23 protein-coding genes and 1 tRNA gene are annotated in these 21,456 nt (G+C 64.1%); 14 read left to right on the top strand and 10 right to left on the bottom strand.

Annotated elements, in window-relative coordinates:
• Positions 1 to 4: 4 nt before the first annotated feature.
• From E4P42_RS02095 to E4P42_RS02080, 4 genes are all read left to right on the top strand, one after another.
• Positions 5 to 283, top strand: a complete 279-nt coding sequence (locus E4P42_RS02095; protein ID WP_011856767.1) for a YHS domain-containing protein — start codon at positions 5 to 7, stop codon at positions 281 to 283.
• A gap of 70 nt (positions 284 to 353) precedes the next feature.
• The gene (locus E4P42_RS02090) at positions 354 to 683 is read left to right on the top strand and encodes a metal-sensitive transcriptional regulator (RefSeq protein ID WP_011856766.1); all 330 of its coding nucleotides are present in this window, start codon (positions 354 to 356) and stop codon (positions 681 to 683) included.
• A 55-nt stretch (positions 684 to 738) separates the two neighbouring features.
• Positions 739 to 2,871 carry a heavy metal translocating P-type ATPase gene (locus tag E4P42_RS02085; RefSeq protein ID WP_135122699.1) on the top strand — a complete coding sequence of 711 codons (2,133 nt, stop codon included), beginning with the start codon at positions 739 to 741 and terminating at the stop codon, positions 2,869 to 2,871.
• 215 nt (positions 2,872 to 3,086) lie between these two features.
• On the top strand, positions 3,087 to 3,593 hold the full coding sequence (locus E4P42_RS02080) for a pyridoxamine 5'-phosphate oxidase family protein (RefSeq protein WP_135122698.1): 507 nt from the start codon (positions 3,087 to 3,089) through the stop codon (positions 3,591 to 3,593).
• Between the two features lie 34 nt (positions 3,594 to 3,627).
• Here E4P42_RS02080 and E4P42_RS27310 read toward each other — a convergent pair whose 3' ends face one another.
• Together E4P42_RS27310 and E4P42_RS02070 are read right to left on the bottom strand one after the other, a co-directional pair.
• On the bottom strand, positions 3,628 to 4,512 hold the full coding sequence (locus E4P42_RS27310) for a hypothetical protein (protein ID WP_135122697.1): 885 nt from the start codon (positions 4,510 to 4,512) through the stop codon (positions 3,628 to 3,630).
• Positions 4,513 to 4,746: 234 nt separating this feature from the next.
• Positions 4,747 to 5,709, bottom strand: a complete 963-nt coding sequence (locus tag E4P42_RS02070; protein WP_135122696.1) for an AAA family ATPase — start codon at positions 5,707 to 5,709, stop codon at positions 4,747 to 4,749.
• A gap of 401 nt (positions 5,710 to 6,110) precedes the next feature.
• Between E4P42_RS02070 and E4P42_RS02065 the strand changes: the two genes are divergently transcribed.
• The 4 genes from E4P42_RS02065 (at position 6,111) to E4P42_RS02050 (ending at position 9,175) form a co-directional block, all read left to right on the top strand.
• Positions 6,111 to 7,031, top strand: coding sequence for a class I SAM-dependent methyltransferase (locus E4P42_RS02065; protein ID WP_245233855.1), 921 nt, complete (start codon positions 6,111 to 6,113; stop codon positions 7,029 to 7,031).
• Positions 7,032 to 7,197: 166 nt separating this feature from the next.
• Positions 7,198 to 8,070 (top strand): hypothetical protein, encoded by an 873-nt coding sequence (locus tag E4P42_RS02060; protein ID WP_135122695.1) that lies wholly within the window; start codon positions 7,198 to 7,200, stop codon positions 8,068 to 8,070.
• Between the two features lie 287 nt (positions 8,071 to 8,357).
• Positions 8,358 to 8,654 carry a hypothetical protein gene (locus E4P42_RS02055; RefSeq protein ID WP_135122694.1) on the top strand — a complete coding sequence of 99 codons (297 nt, stop codon included), beginning with the start codon at positions 8,358 to 8,360 and terminating at the stop codon, positions 8,652 to 8,654.
• A 2-nt stretch (positions 8,655 to 8,656) separates the two neighbouring features.
• Positions 8,657 to 9,175 (top strand): hypothetical protein, encoded by a 519-nt coding sequence (locus tag E4P42_RS02050; protein WP_245233854.1) that lies wholly within the window; start codon positions 8,657 to 8,659, stop codon positions 9,173 to 9,175.
• Between the two features lie 185 nt (positions 9,176 to 9,360).
• Here E4P42_RS02050 and E4P42_RS27305 read toward each other — a convergent pair whose 3' ends face one another.
• A complete protein-coding gene (locus tag E4P42_RS27305; RefSeq protein WP_245233853.1) occupies positions 9,361 to 9,537 on the bottom strand; it encodes a hypothetical protein in 177 nt (58 codons plus the stop codon).
• 1,053 nt (positions 9,538 to 10,590) lie between these two features.
• Between E4P42_RS27305 and E4P42_RS27300 the strand changes: the two genes are divergently transcribed.
• Positions 10,591 to 11,523 carry a hypothetical protein gene (locus E4P42_RS27300; protein WP_245233852.1) on the top strand — a complete coding sequence of 311 codons (933 nt, stop codon included), beginning with the start codon at positions 10,591 to 10,593 and terminating at the stop codon, positions 11,521 to 11,523.
• An 893-nt stretch (positions 11,524 to 12,416) separates the two neighbouring features.
• The gene (locus E4P42_RS26885; protein ID WP_156448508.1) at positions 12,417 to 12,557 is read left to right on the top strand and encodes a hypothetical protein; all 141 of its coding nucleotides are present in this window, start codon (positions 12,417 to 12,419) and stop codon (positions 12,555 to 12,557) included.
• A gap of 130 nt (positions 12,558 to 12,687) precedes the next feature.
• On the opposite strand, the gene E4P42_RS02035 is transcribed toward E4P42_RS26885, so the two are convergent.
• Both E4P42_RS02035 and E4P42_RS02030 read right to left on the bottom strand, forming a co-directional pair.
• Entirely contained in the window at positions 12,688 to 14,211 is a 1,524-nt protein-coding gene (locus E4P42_RS02035; RefSeq protein WP_245233851.1) for an ATP-binding protein, read from the bottom strand.
• A 187-nt stretch (positions 14,212 to 14,398) separates the two neighbouring features.
• Complete coding sequence (locus E4P42_RS02030; RefSeq protein WP_011856752.1) at positions 14,399 to 14,596, bottom strand: AlpA family transcriptional regulator; 198 nt, start codon at positions 14,594 to 14,596, stop codon at positions 14,399 to 14,401.
• A 202-nt stretch (positions 14,597 to 14,798) separates the two neighbouring features.
• On the opposite strand from E4P42_RS02030, the gene E4P42_RS02025 reads away from it, so the two are divergent.
• The 3 genes from E4P42_RS02025 (at position 14,799) to E4P42_RS26880 (ending at position 16,368) form a co-directional block, all read left to right on the top strand.
• Positions 14,799 to 16,010, top strand: a complete 1,212-nt coding sequence (locus tag E4P42_RS02025) for a site-specific integrase (RefSeq protein ID WP_167759325.1) — start codon at positions 14,799 to 14,801, stop codon at positions 16,008 to 16,010.
• Positions 16,011 to 16,030: 20 nt separating this feature from the next.
• A tRNA-Leu gene (locus tag E4P42_RS02020) sits at positions 16,031 to 16,107 on the top strand.
• A 105-nt stretch (positions 16,108 to 16,212) separates the two neighbouring features.
• Complete coding sequence (locus tag E4P42_RS26880) at positions 16,213 to 16,368, top strand: hypothetical protein (RefSeq protein ID WP_167759324.1); 156 nt, start codon at positions 16,213 to 16,215, stop codon at positions 16,366 to 16,368.
• A gap of 4 nt (positions 16,369 to 16,372) precedes the next feature.
• Here E4P42_RS26880 and E4P42_RS02015 read toward each other — a convergent pair whose 3' ends face one another.
• Entirely contained in the window at positions 16,373 to 16,678 is a 306-nt protein-coding gene (locus tag E4P42_RS02015) for a hypothetical protein (protein WP_135122690.1), read from the bottom strand.
• A gap of 89 nt (positions 16,679 to 16,767) precedes the next feature.
• Between E4P42_RS02015 and E4P42_RS02010 the strand changes: the two genes are divergently transcribed.
• Positions 16,768 to 17,655 carry a DMT family transporter gene (locus E4P42_RS02010; RefSeq protein ID WP_167759323.1) on the top strand — a complete coding sequence of 296 codons (888 nt, stop codon included), beginning with the start codon at positions 16,768 to 16,770 and terminating at the stop codon, positions 17,653 to 17,655.
• 38 nt (positions 17,656 to 17,693) lie between these two features.
• Here E4P42_RS02010 and E4P42_RS02005 read toward each other — a convergent pair whose 3' ends face one another.
• From E4P42_RS02005 to E4P42_RS01990, 4 genes are all read right to left on the bottom strand, one after another.
• A complete protein-coding gene (locus E4P42_RS02005; RefSeq protein WP_167759322.1) occupies positions 17,694 to 18,371 on the bottom strand; it encodes a GPP34 family phosphoprotein in 678 nt (225 codons plus the stop codon).
• Positions 18,372 to 18,622: 251 nt separating this feature from the next.
• Complete coding sequence (locus E4P42_RS02000) at positions 18,623 to 19,510, bottom strand: oxygenase MpaB family protein (RefSeq protein ID WP_209305673.1); 888 nt, start codon at positions 19,508 to 19,510, stop codon at positions 18,623 to 18,625.
• Between the two features lie 18 nt (positions 19,511 to 19,528).
• Positions 19,529 to 20,278 carry a TIGR02206 family membrane protein gene (locus E4P42_RS01995; RefSeq protein WP_135122688.1) on the bottom strand — a complete coding sequence of 250 codons (750 nt, stop codon included), beginning with the start codon at positions 20,276 to 20,278 and terminating at the stop codon, positions 19,529 to 19,531.
• A 159-nt stretch (positions 20,279 to 20,437) separates the two neighbouring features.
• A complete protein-coding gene (locus E4P42_RS01990) occupies positions 20,438 to 21,454 on the bottom strand; it encodes a hypothetical protein (protein ID WP_135122687.1) in 1,017 nt (338 codons plus the stop codon).
• Positions 21,455 to 21,456 lie beyond the last annotated feature (2 nt).

Below are 21,456 nucleotides of genomic sequence, written 5' to 3'. Positions count from 1 at the left end.
ACCAATGTCCGAGAATCAGAACCGCACGTCAGCCTGCTGCTGCAGCGGCGCAGCCGACAAAATCGATACCTCACCCATCGACCCTACGGCGAGGAACCTGCTTGACCTCGGATCGCAGAACGAGACCACCTGCCCCGTGATGCCCGGCACGCCGGTGAACAAGACGGTCGCCGAAGCGGCGGGACTATTCCGTGACTATCGCGGTCGGCGTTACTGGTTCTGCTGCAAGGGATGCGGACCACGCTTCGACCGCGACCCCGACAAGTATGCCGCCGTCGCATGACCGCGACCCTCGTCGCGCACTCCTCGCCGGGCACCCGAAGTTAGTCACCACCACGCACAAGGAAAGCGTCATGACCCACGCCGACAACACCAGGCACTGCCCCTCAACAGGCACCACCCACCACGGCTACATCACCGATAAAGACAAATACCTCAAGCGGTTGAAGCGCATCGAAGGCCAAGCCCGCGGCATCAGCAGAATGATCGAAGAGGAGCGGTACTGCATCGACATCCTGACCCAAACAGACGCGCTCACCAAAGCCCTCCAAGGCGTCGCGCTGGCACTGCTTGACGACCATCTTCGCCACTGCGTCCGTGACGCCGCCGCCACCGGCGGACCGGCCGCTGACGCCAAACTCACAGAAGCCTCTGAAGCCATCGCCCGCTTGGTGCGTTCCTAACACCCACATCATCAATGCGCGTCGACTGAAACGCGAAGTCCCCTAAGGAAAGAACATGACAAACCGCGATGACCACGGCGTAGCAACATCCCACCCTGGCGGGCACGCCCACCACCAATTCCCCAGCGCACACCCTGACACCCACCCACACGGCGAACACCACGGCCATGACAATCACACCGGCCACACTGGCCATAGCGGTCACGGCGGTGACCACGTGGCCCAATTCCGCAAGCTCTTCTGGATCAACCTGATCATCGCCATACCGGTCGTCGCGTTCTCGACCATGTTCGCGATGCTGCTCGGTTACGACGTCCCCGACTTCCCCGGCGCACGCTGGATCGCGCCCCTGCTCGGGACAGTGATGTACGTCGTCGGTGGCCGCCCCTTCCTCACCGGTGCGCTGAACGAGATCCGTTCCCGCAAGCCAGGAATGATGCTCCTGATCGGACTGGCGATCACCGTCGCCTTTTTCGCGTCCTGGGGCGCGAGCTTGGGCCTGCTCCACCACGAGCTGGAATTCTGGTGGGAACTCGCCCTTCTCATCGTCATCATGCTGCTCGGCCACTGGGTAGAAATGCGCTCGCTGGCCCAGACCACCTCAGCGCTGGACTCACTGGCCGCACTACTTCCCGACGAAGCCGAGAAGATCGACGGCGACCGCACCGTCACCGTCTCGCCGGCCGACCTGCACGTCGGCGATGTCGTTGTAGTCCGACCCGGCGGCAGCATCCCTGCCGACGGCAAGATCGTCGACGGACGCGCCGACATGGACGAGTCCATGGTGACCGGCGAATCCCGGCCCGTTACCCGCGGCGTCGGGGATCCCGTCACAGCCGGCACCGTCGCCACCGATTCCGGGCTTCGGGTCCAGATCACCGCCACCGGCGACGACACCGCCCTAGCAGGCATCCAACGCCTGGTCACCGAAGCACAGAATTCGTCCTCGCGTGCCCAGCGCCTTGCCGACAAGGCCGCCGGCTGGCTGTTCTGGTTCGCCCTGATCACCGCCGCGATCACCGCGGCGGCATGGACAATCGTCGGCAACCCCGATGCCTCGGTGGTACGAGCGATCACCGTGCTGGTCATCGCCTGCCCTCATGCGCTGGGCCTGGCGATACCACTGGTCGTGTCCATCGCCACCGAACGCGCCGCCAGAGGCGGCGTCTTGATCAAAGACCGGCTGGCCCTGGAAGGTATGCGCACTGTCGACGCCGTGCTGTTCGACAAGACCGGCACCCTGACGAAAGGCGAACCCACCGTCACCGCCGTCGAGGCGACCGGAGACGACGACGGCGACACCGTGCTCGCGCTCGCCGCCGCCGCCGAGACCGACAGTGAACACCCCCTGGCGCGGGCCATCGTGAAAGCCGCCGAGGATAGGGGATTAACCGTGCCGCGCGCCAGCGGCTTCTCGTCCTCTCCTGCCGTCGGTGTGACTGCGACGGTCGACGGGCACGAAATCCGAGTGGGCGGCCCCCGACTTCTCGAAGAAGTCGGCGCCCAGGAGGTCCCCGCGGCCACCGCGTGGCGCGGCGAAGGCGCCATCATTCTGCACGTCATCCGCGACGGAGAGGTGCTCGGCGGCCTGCGCTTGGCCGACGAGATCCGCCCCGAATCCCGCGAAGCCGTCGATGCGCTGCACAAGCTTGGCGTGCAAGTCGTCATGATCACCGGCGACGCCGAAGCCGTCGCCAATAGTGTCGGCCACGAACTGGGCATCGACCGGGTGTTCGCGGGGGTGCGCCCCGAAGACAAGGCGTCGAAAGTTGCTGCCCTGCAACACGAGGGCAAAAAGGTTGCCATGGTCGGCGATGGAGTCAACGATGCCCCCGCCTTGGCGCAGGCCGACGTCGGCATCGCCATCGGTGCCGGCACTGACGTCGCCATCGCTTCCGCCGGTGTCATCCTGGCCAGTTCCGACCCCCGCTCGGTGCTGTCGGTCATCGAGCTGTCCCGCGCCAGCTACCGCAAGATGAAACAGAATCTCTGGTGGGGCGCCGGGTACAACCTCATCTCTGTGCCCCTGGCTGCTGGTGTGCTGGCACCCATCGGCATCGTGCTGCCCATGTCGGTCGGCGCCATCCTCATGTCACTGTCAACGATCGTCGTCGCGCTCAACGCGCAACTTCTGCGCCGCCTCGATTTGGCGCCCGAGGCGAGCACCCGTGCCGTTCTCAACCGTTAGGGGACGGCCCACCATGTGGAGCATCCGGCGACCATGGGAAGTTCGAATCGCCGCTCCCCACCAGGTGGAGCTTCGCACGAAGAAAGCAAATGCAGTCGCCGGTCGAATTCTCAATTATCCGTCGACCGCCGGTACCTTCGGATGCGCCGTAGACGGCGTGTAGCTGAGCGACAAGCCACCCAATCGGAGCCGGGGAAGCGGAGGAAGGAGCACCAGTGACCGACCCCGCCACTGTCGAAAATTCGATTCGACGACGGTCGTTCGGCACCCTGTCGACGCTCGATAGCAGCGGCAACCCCCACGCGACGGCCGTCACGTACGCAGCGGCCGGTGAAGGCACAAACCTGACGTTGTACATCACGACCCGGACTACGAACGTCAAGGTGGGAAACATTCGACGACGCCCACAGGTAGCCTTCGTCATTCCCGTGCCGCACCGCTTTCTCCCCATGATGCCGCCGGCAGCTGTCCAGTTTGCGGGGTCGGCCGAAATACTGAACCACGAAAACGCCGACGCGCGAGGGGCATTCCATGCGGACTGGTTCCTCCGTCGCATTCTCGCCGCCGAGGAGCGCATCGTCTCTCAGCGTGCTGAGCTGTGCTTCATCGCGGTCCGGCCGAGGCGATGGTTATCCACCTACGGCATCGGAATGTCGGCCCTCGACATCGTGCGTCATCCGGGCGACGCCATCGGGCGGGCAGACCTGACGGGCGGAAACTAGCCGTCAGTCCGTGGATTGGCCACGCATGCGTAGGTCAATGCACATGGTCGTGGTCTTGGTGGTCGTCTAGCGGCGTCGCTGCTGGAAGCGGCTCGCTGATGGGCACGGGCGTAGCCTGCTCAGGCGCGCCGCCAGAGCCAGCGCCGGGCGCAGGAGCTTCGACTGGGCGCACGGCAGGCGGGGGAGACGTCGGTTCCGGATCGTGATTGTGATGGTCGTCGACGTGTTCTGCACCGGTTCCGTGATCATCGGAGGCGGGCTCCCCAGCGGGCGCTGCAGGGGATGGTTCAGGATGGCTGTGATGGTCGTCAGTCTGCTCTGCACCAGCTCCGTGGTGATGAGCCCCTGCTTCAGCACCGGCTGGGGCGTGGTGGCCGTGCCGTAGACCAGAGGCAGCGCCCACTGTGGACGCCAACGTGACGATCCCAATCGCGCCCAGGAGCACCATGGCGCTGCCGAAGGCGGGCACCGGTTCTCCTTGAAGGCCGCGGTGCCAGACCCAGCCAGCGCCCATGACGACATAGATCTGAAGCAGCAACGCGCATAGGTCCGCGGCTTGGATCAGTTCGGCTTGACCGGCGTGGGGCCCGAGCGGCGCTCCCGCGGTTCTCGACACGGACCAAAGCGCAATAACGGCAAGGTTGACCAAGATGCCAAGAGCCAGCACCGGGGTGGTGGTACGGGTGAGTACTAGCCGCGCCCACAACAGTTGGAACAGCGCGATGGCAGCGAAAAACAGGCCCGCTGGCATCCATTCCTGCCAGTGGGCGGGAACGACGGCGAAGTGGATGACAGAAGCACCTAGTGAGGCGAGCGCGGCAAGCCGAGCCGCTAACCGGCTGTCGGTCTTCTTCGCGGTCCTAGGCGCCACCGAACCAGGATGACAGCGCCACCCTCGACACTGGCTGCATGAGGCCACATCTCAATACGAACGAGATTCATTCGTCATCAACTACTGCCGGCCTACGTAGATGGCTCGATGCGACCCTTCGTCTGCGCGTCTCAACCACCGCCGTTTGGCGATAACCAACACCGGCTTCTCTTGAGACCTCGCCGATGCGGCAGTAGCGCACGTCGCTGTTCGCGTCCGGAAATGGCTCAGATTGTCGACGGGACAGCGCGCGTCACCGTGCGGGGCGCCGAAGGACAGAGGTCACATCTCCCTCATGGCGTTGCGCTGCTTGAGCCGTTCGCGCACCACATCCTCGACACGGCCATCGGGTAGCGACAACACATAGCGCCGCATGACATCCAGCGCGAACTCCTCGATGTCGGCGTAGCTGGCGCCGGCAAGCTTGTCGGCGAGGGTGCGCGGCGCCATACCGAGGTTCCCGCCGAGCCGCATACGCAGCTGCTCGAGAAAAGCCGTGGCCTGTATGCGCGACGGGGGAGGCAGTGTTAACCGCACCTGAAAGCGGCGCCATGCCGCGCGGTCGAGCAGTTCGCCATGGTTGGTCGCGCAGACGGCGACGACGTGGGAGGGCAAGCGATCGATCTGTAGGAGCAGCGTCGAAACGACGCGCTTGATTTCGCCGGTTTCGTGCGCGTCGGAGCGCTCCTTGGCGATGGTGTCGAACTCGTCGAAAAAGAGCACGCAGCGCCGAGTCCTTGCGAACTCGAAAACGTGATCGATTCGACTCGTTGTTTCTCCGAGAAAGCTAGATACAACTCCCTCGTAACGCACGGCGTAGAACGGCACCATCAACTCCGCTGCCAATGCTTCCGCAAGCGAGGTTTTACCGTTTCCAGGCGGACCTTCCAAAAGGATGCGGTTGCGCGGTTCCAGGCCGTGGCTGCGGAGAAGCTCGCTACGGTGATGCTCCTCGATGATCTCGGTCACTGCCGTCGTGACGGCCGGCGCCAGATGCACCTCTGACAATCGCCGCTTAGGCACAATTTCGGTGACCAGATCAGCGACCTGGCGGGCGGTGTCATCACGGGCGAGCAGGCTGCGAGCACCGGCAGTGGTGATCAATTCGGACAGACGATCAGCCACAAGATGGTGCTGATTGTTGCGCTCCTCGGCGATGATCGCCTCCACCAGCATGCGAAAGCGGGCGACGTCGCCACGCTGCTGCGCCTCGACCAGATCAATCACCAGGTCAGACCTCGCCATGGCCCCTCCTTGCGCAATGCCGCTCGCTCGATCATTGCAGATGCGCTCACCACCGCGGGTTCAGCGCCGCACAATGTCGTGCCCCCTAGCAGCGCCAACAGCCTCCAGATAGCTGTCCGAGGATTCCTTGCCCGCTCGGCCACCGGGCGCGCGCTGGCTGGCCCACAAGCTGCCCGGAGGTGTCTCTGGAGGCGCAGTGGTGTGCCGCTAGCGATCGTCGGCGCCGGTTGCTTAGCTGACTGGTGTGGACGCGACACCCGTTCCAATCCGCGGGATGATCATCGAGTCCTAGAGTGCGGCGACTGGTGCGGGGTCGCTCCGGCGTCGAAGGCGGCCACGTCCAGGGAAGGCCGGTTACTGTCAGCCCAACCGGAAACAAGTCCTTGACCGGAGGTATCGACGTGGCAGTGCGAGGCGAGCGAATCCTGGCAGCAGCGCTGGCAGCAGCGGGAAGGCGGCGATTCCGGAACCGGATCGCCCGGCAAGCCGCCCGCTACTGGTCTGCGCCCACAGGATCGGCCTGGGAAGCGAACTCACACTGGCGCAACGGAATCGGCGATCAAGCCTGGCTAGAGGTTGGTGACGACCACTGGAAGATCTATGAAACCTTCGCCCGAGCCCTTAATTCGCTCAGCCCGAACACGGTGATGGAGTGGGGCGCCGGCGGCGGGGCCAACGCCGTGGCTTTCGCCACCCATGCGCAGCGCTTCATCGCCGCCGACATCTCCCAAGAAAACCTCGACGAATGCGTCCGACAAGTCCGCGCAACGTGCACGACACCCGTCGAGACACGGCGCATCGACCTCGCCTGCCCCGAACAAGCCACCGTCGGATTGGCGGGCAGCTGCGATGTCTTCCTGTGTCTATACGTGATCGAGCTAACGACGGGCGCGAACGCGGTGCGGGCCATCCTTAAGATCGCCCGCACCGTGTTGGCCCCCGGAGGCATGGCGCTGGTCCAAATCAAGTACCACACCAGCGATCGTCGGACCCGCGGCTTCGCCGGGACAGCCTACGACCGAAACCTCGCATCGACCACCACCTTCACCATCGAAGAGTTTTGGAACCTGGCGGCAGAGTGCGGCCTCACCCCACGGCTAATCACCTTGGTGCCGGAAAACCGTCTCGACAGCCGCTACGCCTACTACGCCCTCACGAATCCAGCCGCCGTGCGACCCGCGCCGCCTGACGAGCACCTGCTCGACGTCAAGTACACAGAGTTCGCCGCCACGTTCAACGCTGACGTCGCCGACGCAGAGAGGCGCGCGGCGCGCGGCAACTACATAAGCCGCCGTGAGGGCGAAACAACCGTCGACGACTGACGGTTAATCGGCTTGCCGCTGACTGGTGTAGTAACCGACTCTCCCTGCGTAGACGGCGCGGTGGCATCGTAGGCAGTTCGGAGATTCCGAGCAGCCAGCCCTAGTTGCTCGCGAATGTGGCTGTGGTGGTGGACGATAGCGCGCGGCCCGGCCTACGTTTGCGTCTATGAGCGGAAGTGAGAAGTTGCGGGCGCGCAAGCGTGCGGTGGAAGCGCAGCGTAGGGCGAACGAGAAACGCGCGAACCTTGAACGTGCCAACGTAGACGATGCCGCCTCGGTTCGTGTGCTGCTCCAGCGGCTGCGCGCCGTTGACGCTTGGGAGAGTGTGCGCCTCGATCAAGTGAATGAAAACGTGCGCATGGACGCAGCCCGCAAGCGTGTGAGTCACTTCGTCAACCTGCAAACGGTTACCGGGCGGATGAGGGACCGCGGTCAGACGATCGCGTCGATCGCTACTCTCGCGGAGGTCGAGGTTCGCGACCTCCAAAATGTCCTTCGCCGAGCGCGTGCTGACGAGGGCGGCGCGCAGCGTGCAACGGAGTCTCGAAACGCCGCGGCTCTAAGCGCAAACGGCGCAAGTTTGGGGAGCCATAGCGCAGTTGGCGTTGACCATCATCAACTGATCGCAGCGGACAACTACCCGACATCCGATCCGAATCGGTGCGTCCGTTGCGATGCGGTCATGCTGGATCCCGAAGTCACTTCCCGGCGGGGGCGTCCGCGTCGCTATTGCTCTGACACGTGCCGCAGAGACGCCTCGGCGGCGCGTACAGCAGCACAGCGGCACGGAGAACCGATTCGCATCGTCGAGGTTCCTCGTGCTGCCGTCCGAAGTGCATCGAGTACACAGCAACACGGTGCCACCGCTCCGGTAATTCGTTCCGCATGCGACGCGGTAGAATTCGCGCTCCAAAACGCGGATGCCATGAAGATACTATTGTCGAGTGTGGCTGAGCGGGCACGGCGTAAAGAGTTGGACCGCAGCACATTTGAGGCCGCCCGAGAACTCGGCAAAGCGGTCTATCCAAATAGGAGTTAACGCGTACCCTGGCTCGGCGCTACCCCGTCAGATGCGAAGCATGTCGTGTTCCGCCTTCACTTGATGGGGCATGGCTGGCCATGCAAACAGGCGGCGGCATCAATCCCAGCGTGACTGATCCTGACATATGAGGGTTCGGCTGGAATCAAACGTTCTGGACATGACGCGGCTGCCAGTGTCCTGTTTGCTTGAAAATGCAGATCAGCCCACTGAACTGGGTTTATCCGCTGAACGAATGTGTGCTCAGCTGTGGCGAAGTGTCTGTGCGAAGCGGTACTTTATGAGTCATGGAGCGTCTAGATCTGCAGCCGGCCACCGCGTGGGGCGGAATTGCGGCAGCTGGCGTGGCCGGTTCAGACGCCGCGTCTATTGAACCGGCTGGTCCAATCGCTAGCGGCAGGCTGTCCATCATCGACGCCGCAGCCGGCCTCGCAGACTTCACTTCTATCGCTGCCCAGCAGGGTCACGCGGCGGGGCTTCTTCTGCGGGTTGAAGCATTGAGCACTGCAGCAGCCGCAGCAGTTAATTCCCTTGTTGTCGTTGATGAACTGAACGCGACACAGCTTCGATCCGTGGTGGAGTGACTGTGAGCAAGCTGGCGATCTACCTCGCGGTCGTTAGCACCGTCGTTGCCATCATGTCACTCGCTGTGAGTCTCAATATCTTCCCACGTGGGCAGTCTGAAAACGCGATAAGGCCGTCGACCTCGTCCACATCTACTGCGGAGCCCTCAGAAAAGCACGACGCAGCAATTGAGGCGTGTGTTGGCCTGAGGAACTTCAAGAGCGGTGTTGGGATTGCGCGTGGCGCCTTCATCGATCGCGTCGACCGGGCCAATGACTGGGAGTCATCAGAAAGCCTGGGGGTGCAGGGCTACTACTTCAGCGCGGTGGGTGCGGAGTTGAACTATATGGCCACCCGGCTAGGTCCAGGCGCACCACGAGAAATTGTTGATGCGCTCGCTGATGTCCGGCGGTCGATCGTGGCTGTGGTCGACGCAGATTTGCGCCGTGAACCCGCCTCCGTTTCCAACGACATGGTTGATCAGTACTCGAGTGCCCTGCGGGCCGCTGAAAGTGCCTGCGAAGCAACGGGGGTCGGCTAATGGCCGCTTCACCACCCGCTCGTAGCTATTCACGCTTCATCGTGGCGCCCGATGTATGGCCGGTCACCCGCGAGCAATCTGAAGGACGGGCTGCTGCTCAACGTCGTCTGGCGATGGCGACTGCGGCTGCAGCGGATGCTCACCGGGTCGCCTTGCATGGCTTGCAGGTTGTCGGGGTGGCGCATTCAAATGGTTTCGAAGCAATGCACGCTGCCTACAGGCGTATTCAGGTTCGGGCCGACGATAAGGCCGACGCGGATAGGGCTGCCGCTGATCTGATGCAGAGTGTTGCGGCGATCCAGATGAGTGCTGAGCTGATGATTGACACGATTGATGCTGAGGCACATCAACAACTGGTACACGTGCCGAGCAGAAGTCCCACTGCTATCAACATCATTACCAGTGCTGCCGCGCGGGCGCGAGGAATCGCAGTAGGGGCCGCCGATGAGATCCGCGCTTTAACTGTGCAATTCGTCCAGGGATTTACGCCTCTGCCGGAGGGACCCTCGAATGGCGATCCGTTTAGTACCGGCGATGACGATCGGTCGACCGATAAGCGATCCGACGAATCGCCTGAGCGTCCGCCCGAGGCAGCAGTGGAGACCGGTGATACGCAGCCTCGTCTTTCGGTGCCAGACCCGTCTGATGCCGAATCCAGGTCTGGTAACACTGCGCCGCGAGTCAGCACCGGGCCTACCCCTGGTCCTTCATCGCTGTCACCGCACCCCCCGGCGCAGAGCGCCAGTCCTGCGTCCGTAGCCGCGGTTGGTGACATCGGAAGCAGTGGGGTAGGCCTCGCCGGACCAGGACGTTCCTCTTCCATAGGCTCGTTGGCCGCGTTCGGAAGTTCGGCATCGCCGCTACCGGGATCGGGCACTGGAGGAATGTCGCAGTCGGGTTCGGTACGACCGGCAGTATCTGCATCGCCGTCTCCTGCTGTCGCGCTGCAAGGGGTCATGCCTGCAAGTGGTCCTGCGCCGCTGTCATCGGTCACCGGCGCTCAGACGACTAGCATTCCTGCTTTCGTAGCCACTGCGACACCGGCGCAGCCGGCGGCATCTCCGAGTGGAATCTGGCATCCGTCAATAGGAGCGACCACGGGTGCCGTGCCAGCGTCTATTGCCGGGCCGCAGGTAGTGTCGAGTACTAATCCCTATCCAGCCGTTTCAGCACCCTTGCTGCCCCCGGGGCCGCTGGGTCCGCCGCCTTCAGTTCCGGCCGCAATTCCACCGGCCGCCGGTGCTGTCCCATTGATTGGCGGCGCTCACACCTCAATGGCGCCTGCCGCCGCATCGGTCGCGACGGCAGCGTTGACAACTCCCGCCGCGACGCTGCCGTCCCGGGTAGCGGCCGCGGCGGCCCGGGACTTGGAACGGCGGCGCAACGAGTCGAGCGATCTACAGACGGTTAAACGGTTGGCGTGGGAACTGTTGTACGCCACCGAATCCTGCCGAACCTTCGCACTGTGGGCCGTCGGCCTGATGTATTCAGCGGCTGGCGATCGGCATGTTGTGGCGCTGACACATCACGGTGCGGGTTACGTCCCCGCGGGGATTGTGGTCCCGAAGGGCGTGCGGATGCTCTGGTCTGACCAAGCTATTGGAGAGGGCTTTCGTAGCCGATGGATCGGAAATCTCGATCCGGCTGCGACACTGATCGCCTTCGCAGAAGTCAAGGCCGCGGAGCCGGCTGGCTGGCGCTTAGCCGCTGCAGCGACCACCTGGTCTGACGTAACAGCGCTCATGACTGCCGCGCAACGCTGGGGCACTGAATGGGCCACCTGCTCCGGTATGTCCATGCCCGCCTCAATCGGAAAACGGGACGCTATCGCCAACGCGAATACTCCGCACCGATTGGAGCGGGAGTACCCCGACCTTTTCGAGCGTGTAGCGCAACTTCGTGCCAGAGGGCTTACCCAGCGAGCCGCCAAACTGGTCACGGAAGCAATCGTTTCCGACGCGCGCCTTGCGATCGTCGCCGACGGTGGCCCCCGAATTCCGCCGAACTTCGACTCGGTATGGCCGGCTGCAGCAGACGGCAGAGTAGACGCTTCGGACCGCGCCCGTTTCGCCGAAGCGGTTCAGCAGCAATGGTTCAGCATCGGAATGGTGCAGCCGGGTTGGGAAGATGAACGCACTGACACCGTCTGTGCAGAGTACAGGGGGCAATGGCTTATTTGCCGGGCGCTTGAGGTGGTCCTGGGGTGGATAGCTGACGACAACTGCGGGGCAATGCAGGCGGACCTGCCGCTGGAAGACATGATCTACGCCGCAGCACATGCCTACCTCGACAGTCGGGAAACCGGCTGGATCACTGCAATTTTCGACGCTGCAGGCGGTTCATCCTGACAATGGATTCGCTGCCTCAGGAGGTAGATGGTGAAGCTTGGCGCGCCGAGCTCGCGCGGCATCATACGTATCTGGCGAACGTCGTCGATCAAGCATGTGCCTGGACGCGCGAGTTCCACGTTCAAACTGAGGTTGAGCTGTGCGGCAACTACACCTCACTAAAGAGTTATCCCCTGCTGGACTACGCGAACAGGCTGAGACAGCTCAGCTCAGCACTAAAAAGAGTGTGCGCAATTGCTTCGCTACAGCCTCCGCCGCCGACCTGGGACCGCACGACCCTGCATGCGCCCCCGGCTATAGCGGTGCCCGGGCGAGACCCAGATTGGCGACGGGCCGATTACTCGGAAGGCGGTCGGTACCTGCTGATGCTTCAGCCCACTTCGCCACACGGATACCCGGCTACCGCTCGTGAACAGTGGAGCGCTGCCCTTCGCCTTGCGAGCCCAAGCGTCATCGAACGCGAAATCGGTGTGCCGCAACTAGTTGCGTACGGTTGGATGGCTCGATCGGAGTTCGACAAAGCATATCGGGTGGTGCACAGAGCGTTTCTCGACAGTGCGGCCGCCACGTTTGGTCGTGCGTGGGCTACCGGATCTTCCGAGGATGGAACTCGTTCAATGACCGTGCTGGTGAGTTGGATGAAGGCACTGACCGACCATGGGTGCTCCTTGGGTGATTGTGATTCCGTGCTTCGTGACATCGAGGTCGTAGACCCGCAAGCTGTCGCGGATTGCAGAGCAGTCCAGGAAGTTTGGTGCCCTCCCACGCCCTGACCTGCTCCGCCAGTTGATACAAGGCCGAATGCGAGAGTGGCGCCTGCGGCAGTCTTTGGCCTCACGGTGCTTCACTGCTCTAGGGCATGTAACCGGTGACCTCATACTCTTGGACCAATCGTGAAGATCATTGCAATGCAGGACCTCCTAGAGAACTTCGACGAAGTGCTCTTGAGCGTCGAACGAGGGGATTCATTCGAAATCCGGGCGGAGGATGGTCACGCCATCGCCCTGCTGCTGCCGATTCAGGATGAGCTCTAGGACCAAGCCGACCCACCGAGGCGAGCTGCCACACGTCGACGCTTCGCCGGTATTGACGCATCATCAGACCGGACGAAACGGTATGCGATCAACTATCTGGGCACCTGATTCCCTGCACCACAGCGCACGGTCACGACGCTGCCGCCGTGCGACCCTCGCCAGCCTTCGCGTCGGCATTCAAAACTTTCTGCTGACTCCGGTCGGAGTTCGCGTTCTCGCTGATCTGCGTAAGCGAGAGACGCGAGGGTTGCGAGGCTCGCTGAGCCACAACATCTTTGTACGGCGGATAGATTGTCCACAGCAGTACGTTCCTGCGGTTGCGCGCGCCATCATCTTCGATCACCCATCCGAGGTTGCGTAGAGCGGGTGCGTGCCTACGCAGCAGCCCAGAAACGTCGCGACCGTTCTTCGGCCAGTCCCTCGGTCGTTGCCAGTCGTCGTTGACCGGTGTGAGCAGCATCAGCAAATCACTGCCGGATTGACCAACAGCAGGTTCTAATGTCCGCGAGCGAAGCTGTTCGATAAACGGGTCGACGGACAAACTGTCCTCAGACAACTGATTGGCGCGCGACATGTACCGGCGTACGCCATTAGTCGACAAGATCTCGTCCACGGCCGCCAGCGTGCGACAGAAGTCCGCCATCCTGGGCGAGTCCTCAACTTTGATGGTCTCCAACCGATGGTGAACGGAGGCAGCCAAGTCAAGTAGTCCGCCAAAAATACCTGGTAGAGCTGTTTCCCACCGCTGTCGCATCTCGGCCTCTGACTGTCGCATTCTGGGGTCGATGCGTCGCAGCTCGACGATCGCTAGCCGCTCTGCCAGATCGGGTCGGATGGCGCCGACGTCGATTCCGTTGATAATCACGCATCGACGAAACTTGATGACAGCCAGATCGGCATCGGTATATAGAGACCGTTTCACCATGGCGTCGCCTGTCGCAGCGCGGCATAAAGAGTCCGACAGCCACGGCGGGATGGCCGACAGGTTGTCCAGTGCAACGACCCACGATCCAGACGCGGCAACCGCCCATGAGTCCGCGTCCCGCGGCGCCTGACGAAAGGGGGCGGGCGAAGGATCGATGAGTTCGACCAAGCTCCGTGTCGATGTCGTTTTAGCGCTACCTTGCTCGCCAAACAGGGCTAGTACCGGATGCGGGACGTCGCACTGAACCAAAGCAGCTACTAGGAACGCGAGAAGAACTGGGCGGTCCTCAACGGCGACATTGACGAACTCCCAGAGCTTCGTCACATCCCCGCGGGAGCTTGGTGCCGGCATCGCCCCCGTCAGCTTCGTATTTCGGAGGAACCGCACCGGCGCAGTGGGAGCCATCGACCACCTTCCGTCGCAGACTTTGATTACTTGACCGTTTGGATCTCCGGTGTCGATGTAGATCGTCCCGTGGTGGTCGGCAACGCGTAGGTTCAACTTGTCGGGTGCCTGCGTGGCCGCCAGACCTTCCAAAATCAGTGTGGCGTCGGTAAGTGCTTGGCCCCCGGCGACCGCACCGGTCTCGGTGAAGTAGCGAGCGGCGAGATCTGCCCGTAGGCCAGCCCTCCCACCACGCAGGAGTATCGCGAGGTGGGGTCGACTGCGTTCGGCGCCAAAAGGTTCGCCGTCCTTTGAGACTCCGAGAACATAGCGTTCCCGGGCCATATCGACTAAGCGTGCCGCGACTGACTTCTTGTCCCCCTCCCCCCTGCCGTTCAAAGGGTTTCCTGCCCGTGGTGCTGTCGCTTATGGGCATGCTGCGCTATTCTCATGAGGAACTTCCGTGTGGCGTGATCGGGTGGTTCGAACGAAGGCCTCGGCTAGTCCCCGAGGTCTTTTTCGTGCGCAGGCACTAAGCGGCGTCGCCGCCTCCGCGGCGGGTTGCGCTCTCTCGCTCCGATATCCAGCGCAATACCTCGGCCCTCCGATAAACGACTCGGCGTCCCAAGGTGAAACTCGCCGGCCCAATATTCGAATGCCGCCAGTACCTCAGCGTCCCCATCGGAACTCCAGTGATGTCCGAAACTTCCTTCGCTCCTAGCAAATCCATCAAATTACTCCTCAGCTATGGTCGGTTCGCCTGAGCCAACAGTGACTGGTGACTTGACGGTCTGTCCACGACCACAGCCACATTCGCTTGAAGAAAAGCCTTTCAATGACTCGGGGGTCGTGACGTCTTCGGCGGGCTCATGGTCCGGCCTCCGGACAACGAAGCGGATGAGGGGAGCGGAGTACTGCGGTACTTTCAGCGTATGACGACTCGAAACGAGCGAGCGGGAATTGACGACCGCTGGCACAAACGAGTCAAGGCGCCGGACGGCGCGATGCGCACTGAGCGGTCTGCGGTATATGGCAAGGTGTCGCGATGGCGTGTCAGGTGGGTTGACGCCAGTGGAGCCGAGCGCACCAAGAGTTTCCAGCGTAAGCCGGATGCGCAGGCCTACCTAAATGGGCTGACCGCCGATGTGCAGCGCGGCGAGTATGTCGATCCGCGGAAGAGTGCGGAGACTTTCGGATCGGTGGCCGAGCAGTGGTTCGCCACCAAACAGCACCGCAAGCCGAAAACCGTTGCCGGATATCGCTCGTTGCTCGACACTGTGGTGCTGCCGAAGTGGGAAAGTGTTCAGCTGAAAAGGATTAATTATGAATCATATTCAACGTGGCTAGGGGCGCTGTCAGTCGACGGCGGGCAACGCGGAACCGGCCTGTCGGCAAGTCGGATCACCCAAGCTCATCAGCTGGTAGGCGCTGTCCTGAAGTACGCCCAACGGACTGGCAAGGTGGCGAAGAACGTCGCGTTCGAGATCAAGCGGGACGAAGATCTTCCCGAGCAAGGCGAGCGTGAGCGGCGCTATCTGACCCATGCCGAGCTGCTAATGCTGGCGAAGGCTGCTGATCGGTTCGAGACGCTGGCGCTCGTTCTCGGGTACTGCGGACTGAGGTTCGGCGAAGCCGTTGCGTTGCGCCGCCGGCATGTGGGGGATCGGATGCTGACGGTGCGCTCGTCCGCAACAGCCGTCACCGGTAAGGGCATCGTGGAGTCAACGACTAAGACGAAGCGGGATCGTCACGTGCCTGTGCCCGAACCGGTTTGGAAAAAGCTCAAGGCCGAGCTGCCCGCCGACCCCAACGCGCTGGTCTTTCCCAGCCGAAAGGGCGGTTTCCTTCCACTTGGCGAATACCGCTGGGCGTTCGACAACGCGTGTGCTGATATCGGCATCGACGGGCTGGTACCGCACGGGCTGAGACACACCACGGCGTCACTGGCGATCAGTGCAGGCGCTAACGTCAAGGTCGTGCAGAGACTGCTTGGGCACGCGACCGCCGCGATGACGCTCGACCGCTACGGCCATCTTCTCAATGACGATTTGAGCGGTGTGGCGGACGCCCTGGGGAAGGCTATCGACAGCACTGCGGTATTACTGCGGTATTCAGAGCATCGTGACGAGGCGGAAAGGGCCTAAATTACGCTCTGAACTGCAACGCCCCCATAGCCCAATTGGCAGAGGCAGCGGACTTAAAATCCGCCAAGTGTCGGTTCGAATCCGACTGGGGGCACCAGCGGACCAAGACAGCATTGCGGCGGCCGCCCCGGCATCCGGCGGTTTGGCTGCGGCCGTATCGGGTGACTCTGAGGCGTCCGTCAACCTGAGGCCCGGAGGTCCTATGAATCAGCGCAACGATCCGCCCGCCAAGCCCGTCGACGCCACCGAGGCGACCGACGAACAGCGGGACATGCAACAGCAACTCGAAGATCAGCATGGCGACCCGGACGCCCCGGGCGCCCGCAACAGCCGCCACCAGATCGCCGACGAAAACTAGCGGCTCAGAGCGCGGCGGTGATGAACGACACGATCGCGAGAACCACGAGGATCAGGCCCGCCAAGACCAGGAAGGCGCCCGTCGACGCCATCCGCTGAGGGCGCTCGGCGTCGGACCTGGCCCGCTTCGGCGAGGTCTTCATCGTCGCGAAGAGTTCCGACCACGAGATGCGCGACAGCCCTCGCCGGGTGGCAGTCCCGTCCTGCAGCGGCCGGTCGGGAACCGTCCCCACGCCGTTGCCGTACAGCACCAGCCCGACGACGACTGCCACAGCCGCCAACACCAGTAACGCCACGCCCAGCCCGACCATCGGCCCGCCTCCCGTAGTCCCCTCCGGTCGCCCTCCGCTTACCCAGAAAAGGAGCGGCTCGAACGTCGGCCGGTTCGTACAGTGATCCGGTGGGGTCACGCGGCTGGGTGTTGTTCCTCGCGATGAGCGTCATCTGGGGCATTCCCTACCTGTTGATCAAGATCGCGGTCGAGGGAGTGTCGGTTCCCGTCCTCGTCTTCGCGCGCGTTGCCGTCGGCGCAGCGGTGCTGCTGCCGCTGGCGCTCTCGCGGCGCACGTGGGCGATCGTGCGCGACCACTGGCCCGCGCTCCTCGGCTTCGCGTTGTTCGAGATCATCGCGGCGTGGTGGCTGCTCACCGATGCCGAACGCCACCTCACCAGTTCGATGACCGGGCTCCTCATCGCGGCGGCCCCAATCTACGCAGCCGTGCTGGACCGGTTGACCGGCGGCGAAAACCTCGGCATGACGCGGATCCTCGGGCTCGTCATCGGCATCTCCGGGGTGGCGGTGTTGGCGGGTCCGCACCTCGGCGGAACTCCCTGGCCGATCGCCGAAGTACTCCTGGTGGCGCTGTGTTACGCGATCGCGCCCTTGATCGCCGCCCGGCACCTGGCTGACGTGCCGACGCTGCCGATGACCGCCGTGTGCCTGACCTTCGCCGCCGTCGTATACGCGGCTCCGGCGGCCGCCACATGGCCGAACGATCTCCCGGCCACACGCGTGCTGGTGGCGCTGGGCGCCCTCGCGGTGATCTGCACCGCGCTCGCCTTCATCGTGTTCTTCGCGTTGATCCGTGAGGTCGGCGCGGCGCGGGCGCTGGTGTTCACCTACGTCAATCCCGTTGTGGCGCTCGCCGCAGGGGTCATCGTCCTCAACGAACCGCTCACCGCATGGAACGTCGGCGCCCTGCTGCTCATCCTCGCCGGCTGCGTCCTTGCCACCCGGCCGCGAACGTCGCCCGCGGGCACCGAGCCGACGACCGCCGCGCCACGCTGACCGGGGGAGCGCAGCGGCCCCGGACACCTCCGGAAGGCTCAGCAACCCGAGCAGAGGTTGGCGCGCATCTCGGCGTGATGAGCTTCCACCGCTTGCTTCAAACCGAAGATCGGTTCGATCGTGGCGCAGATCAACTCGCGCAACCTCCCCTGGTACAACGAGCACTCGTCGAGACTCAACACGGTGGACATCTGCCCGAGAACGCCGATAAGGCCGACGGCAAGTGGCCGTGGGCCGGCCGGTCGGCCCAACATGGCGTTGTGCAACGCGGCGGTCACCCGGTCGGCGAGGCCACCGACCATCTGTTCGTCGAGGACACCTAGGCGTTGTGCCGGGATCATCCCGGCGAATCGATGGTGTCGAACGACCAGCCAGCCGTCGGCCTCTAATTGCTGACGCACGTGCTGGCGGGTAGCGCGCTCATCCGACGCGATCAACTGACCCCAGCTCCGTTGGCCGATACCGACCACCATCCCCTGCAGCAACGGATCCTTGTGACGCGCCGAATCCGTCGGGCACGGCCTTCCCTGTCGGTCTTCAAGGAACCCGCTGAGATACAGGTCGGTCAGCATGGCGGCGCGTAGAGCGAAACCGAAGAGGGTTTCGCGTTCGGTGCAGAACCGGCGGCGGTGCCGGTCGTAGGCCAGCAGGTAGAGCTGGGCGTGCAGCGCCTCCGGTAGCTCCACTGCCCGCTCGCTGCCATGACGGGCGGCCATCCATGGATTGTCCTCCGAGATCCGACAGTTCGGTAGATCCAGCGGCCTGAGAACCCGGCGGGCGGTCCGATGCGTTGTCCCCACACCGTCGACGCCCTGACCGGACCTCCCGGACTCATCGAACGGAGATCGCATGCGAGGAAAGGGAAGTCGGCGGAGCTTAAGATCCTTTGCGTCGGCCTGGGCGCCGCGTCCGGTAGCTGACAGCGCCACGGTCCGCCACGACGCGAGGCGCCGTCGGGCCGTCGCGGTCAGGTCGGCGTCGAATGCCGGCGCTCGTCGTGGCCGGCCGTCAACACCCACCGGATGCCGCCCACCAATATCCGTCCGGACGCCCGCACCACCGTCGCCTCGAGCGGCGGGAAATAGGGCAGCCGCAGCGGCATCCGTGCCCATCCCGGCAGCATCGCCACCGAGGTGGTGGCCAGCACGCCGTAGGGGGCGCGGGCGGGCAACGGCAGCGGCGGCGTCAACAACAGGAACCGGGCCGCGTCGCGCGCCGCCGCTGTGCCGCGCAGCTCCGGTCGGTACGCCTCGATCCGCTCCCGCAGCTCACTTTCGGTGCGCGGCGGGTTGAGCACCCCGAGGGCGGTGGCGACCCGGGCGGTGTCGGCGACGTACGCGTCGCGGCCGGCCTGATCGAGAGGCCGCGCGCCGTAGAGCTGATGGGCCAGCAGGAAGCTGTCGATCTCGGCGATGTGCACCCATTCGAGAAGGTGGGGGTCGCTGGCGTCATAGGGGATGCCGTCCGCCGTCACCCCGCGGACGCGGCGGTGGATGCCGCGGACCTTGTCGACAGCCCGTTGGGCATCGGTCGCAGGCCCGAACGTCGTCACCGCGAGGAACGTGCTGGTGCGCTGCAGGCGACCCCAGGGATCGCCCCGGTAGTCGGAGTGGCCGGCGACGCCGGCCATCGCCAGCGGATGCAGCGACTGCAGCAGCAGCGCGCGCAGTCCTCCGACGAACATCGAGGCGTCGGCGTGGACGCGGCGGATGGGCCGATCCTCGGCGAACCACCGCGGACCCGGCGTCCCGTGGATGCGGGCCCGGTTGTCCGGCCCGTCAGGTCCGGCGACCAGCCCGGACAGCGCGCGGCCCAAGCCGCTTCTGACCGCACCCAGCTCCCGCGCCAACACCATGACACGACGTTACGTGCTTCACCCCAGTGATCGCTCCGACCGCCGCTGCGCTTGCTCCATGGCCGCTGGCGACCGCATCCTCTCCCACGGCCACGTCATCAACGCCCACACGAGCATCACGATCACGATCTCGACCACCAGATACATCGGCCACGGACCGAGCGCGTCCAGGATCGAGGCCGTCGGCGGTTTGCCGTTGAGATATCCGTAGTTGGTTCCTGCGATCGTGTTGAAGGCCAACGTGAAGGCCACCCAGCCCAGCGTCACGACCACCGCAAAGCGGTAATCGCGCCACTGCGGCCGCATGCCTCGCCCCCACGTCAGATAGATGGCCGACCACACCACGAGCACGTGCAGCACGAAGAACGTGAGGAACAGGTGGCTCGGGAAGTCCGGCGCCCCCTCCTCCGGCGTGCCGATGTCCGGGGTCAGCAACGCCTGCGAACTGAGGAGAAGGCCCCAGAAGTAGGTGAGCGCGAACGCCCGGTGCCGCTGGGTCCACAGCGCGTAGGCCGCCGTCAGTTCGGCGATGTCGCACAGCTGCAGCGGTACCGACGTGGCGAGATCCGGCCGGATCAGCTTGTAGACCATTGCCGTGGCGAACGCCGTCAAAAGCAGAATCGCGAGGGTCCGGCTCACCAGGCGGGCCTGCGCCGCGCTCTCGCGTCGACCGTGCCACACCAGGAACGCGGCGCCTACCGCGAATACGCCGAGCACCACCAGGTGCGACGGACCGTACGCGGCGAATTCGTCCTGCGATGGAACCAACTCATCACCTCCTACCAACCCCCGGACCAACACGGCGGGCCGTCCCGATCATCCGTCGAGCGTGACGCCAATGCGCGGCGGTGCAGGGGCGTGTCGGCAGACTGATGTCGTGCGCGCCATGCTGTTCGACGAGCGCCGACCGCAGCCGCTCTGAGCGAGTCACTGGTGGAAGTCGATGACGAGGCGCGGCGGCCCGTCCAGGACGAGGACCCTGAACGGAACCTCAGCGCGTAACCCGACCACCCACGTCAACACGGCTTCGAAATCGCCGGCCATCTTGGCCTCCGTGACCACCCCGGTGTCGGCGGTGATCGTGGACGGCCCGTGGTAGTCGTGATTGCCGACATCCGAGTCCGCGACGGCGGATCTGAGCGTGATGCGCACTGCGGCGTTCGCGCCCGATAGGGGAATGATCGCTCCCGAAGCGTCGTGCTGCATGGGTAGAGGCCGATAGCCGACGGTGTAGCCCGGCACGAGGTCACTGAACTCGAGCACCAAGCGGTCGTACCCGTCTCTCGGCCCCATGCGGACGGCGCTGAGGTGGGCGGTTCGGGTGCTCGGAGGCACACTGACGTCCGACGTGGACGCGTCAGTGGGTGGCGGCGAGTGCGGAGGAGGTGGTGCGGGAGAGGTGGCGCCGGGAGTGGACGGTGGCCTACTGGGAGCGCGCGTGGTCGGTGGCGAACTGGTGAGCGTCGGTTGCGGCAGGTCCTTCCCACAGCGCCCGGTCGACCGTTGTTCGGCGATGATCTGGTCGACCGGAAGGCCCCCATGCTGAATCCAGAAGTCCGATGGCGCCTGCACCCATCTGCCGTCCTCGTACACCATCGTGACGGAGTTCTTGAACGCCATCACCTCTTCTCGGACGATCGCCCGGTTGTCCCCCTCCATGCGGACTCCGATTACGGTGCGCGGCAGCCGAGTAAGATTGCTGGCACAGGTCTCCTGATAGATCACGTAGTCGCCCTGGCTCACGGCGTTGTGCAGCTGACTACTCGACAGCAACCACGCTCCTGCGTAATCACCGGACGCGAATCGGTTGGCTCTTTCCTGCGCCGCGGCGGCTGCTGCGGCGAGCGTCCGCGGCTCACCCAAATGGACGGAGGGAAGGCCCGTACCGCAGCCCGGCACACAGATCGAGACTGCGGTCAATGCGGCAACAACGAGCCGGCGCACAG

Source organism: Mycobacterium sp. PS03-16 (genome assembly GCF_004570325.1).
GTDB lineage: Bacteria > Actinomycetota > Actinomycetes > Mycobacteriales > Mycobacteriaceae > Mycobacterium.
Note: the sequence above shows the minus strand (reverse complement) of the source record. Positions and strands in the feature narration are given on the sequence as shown.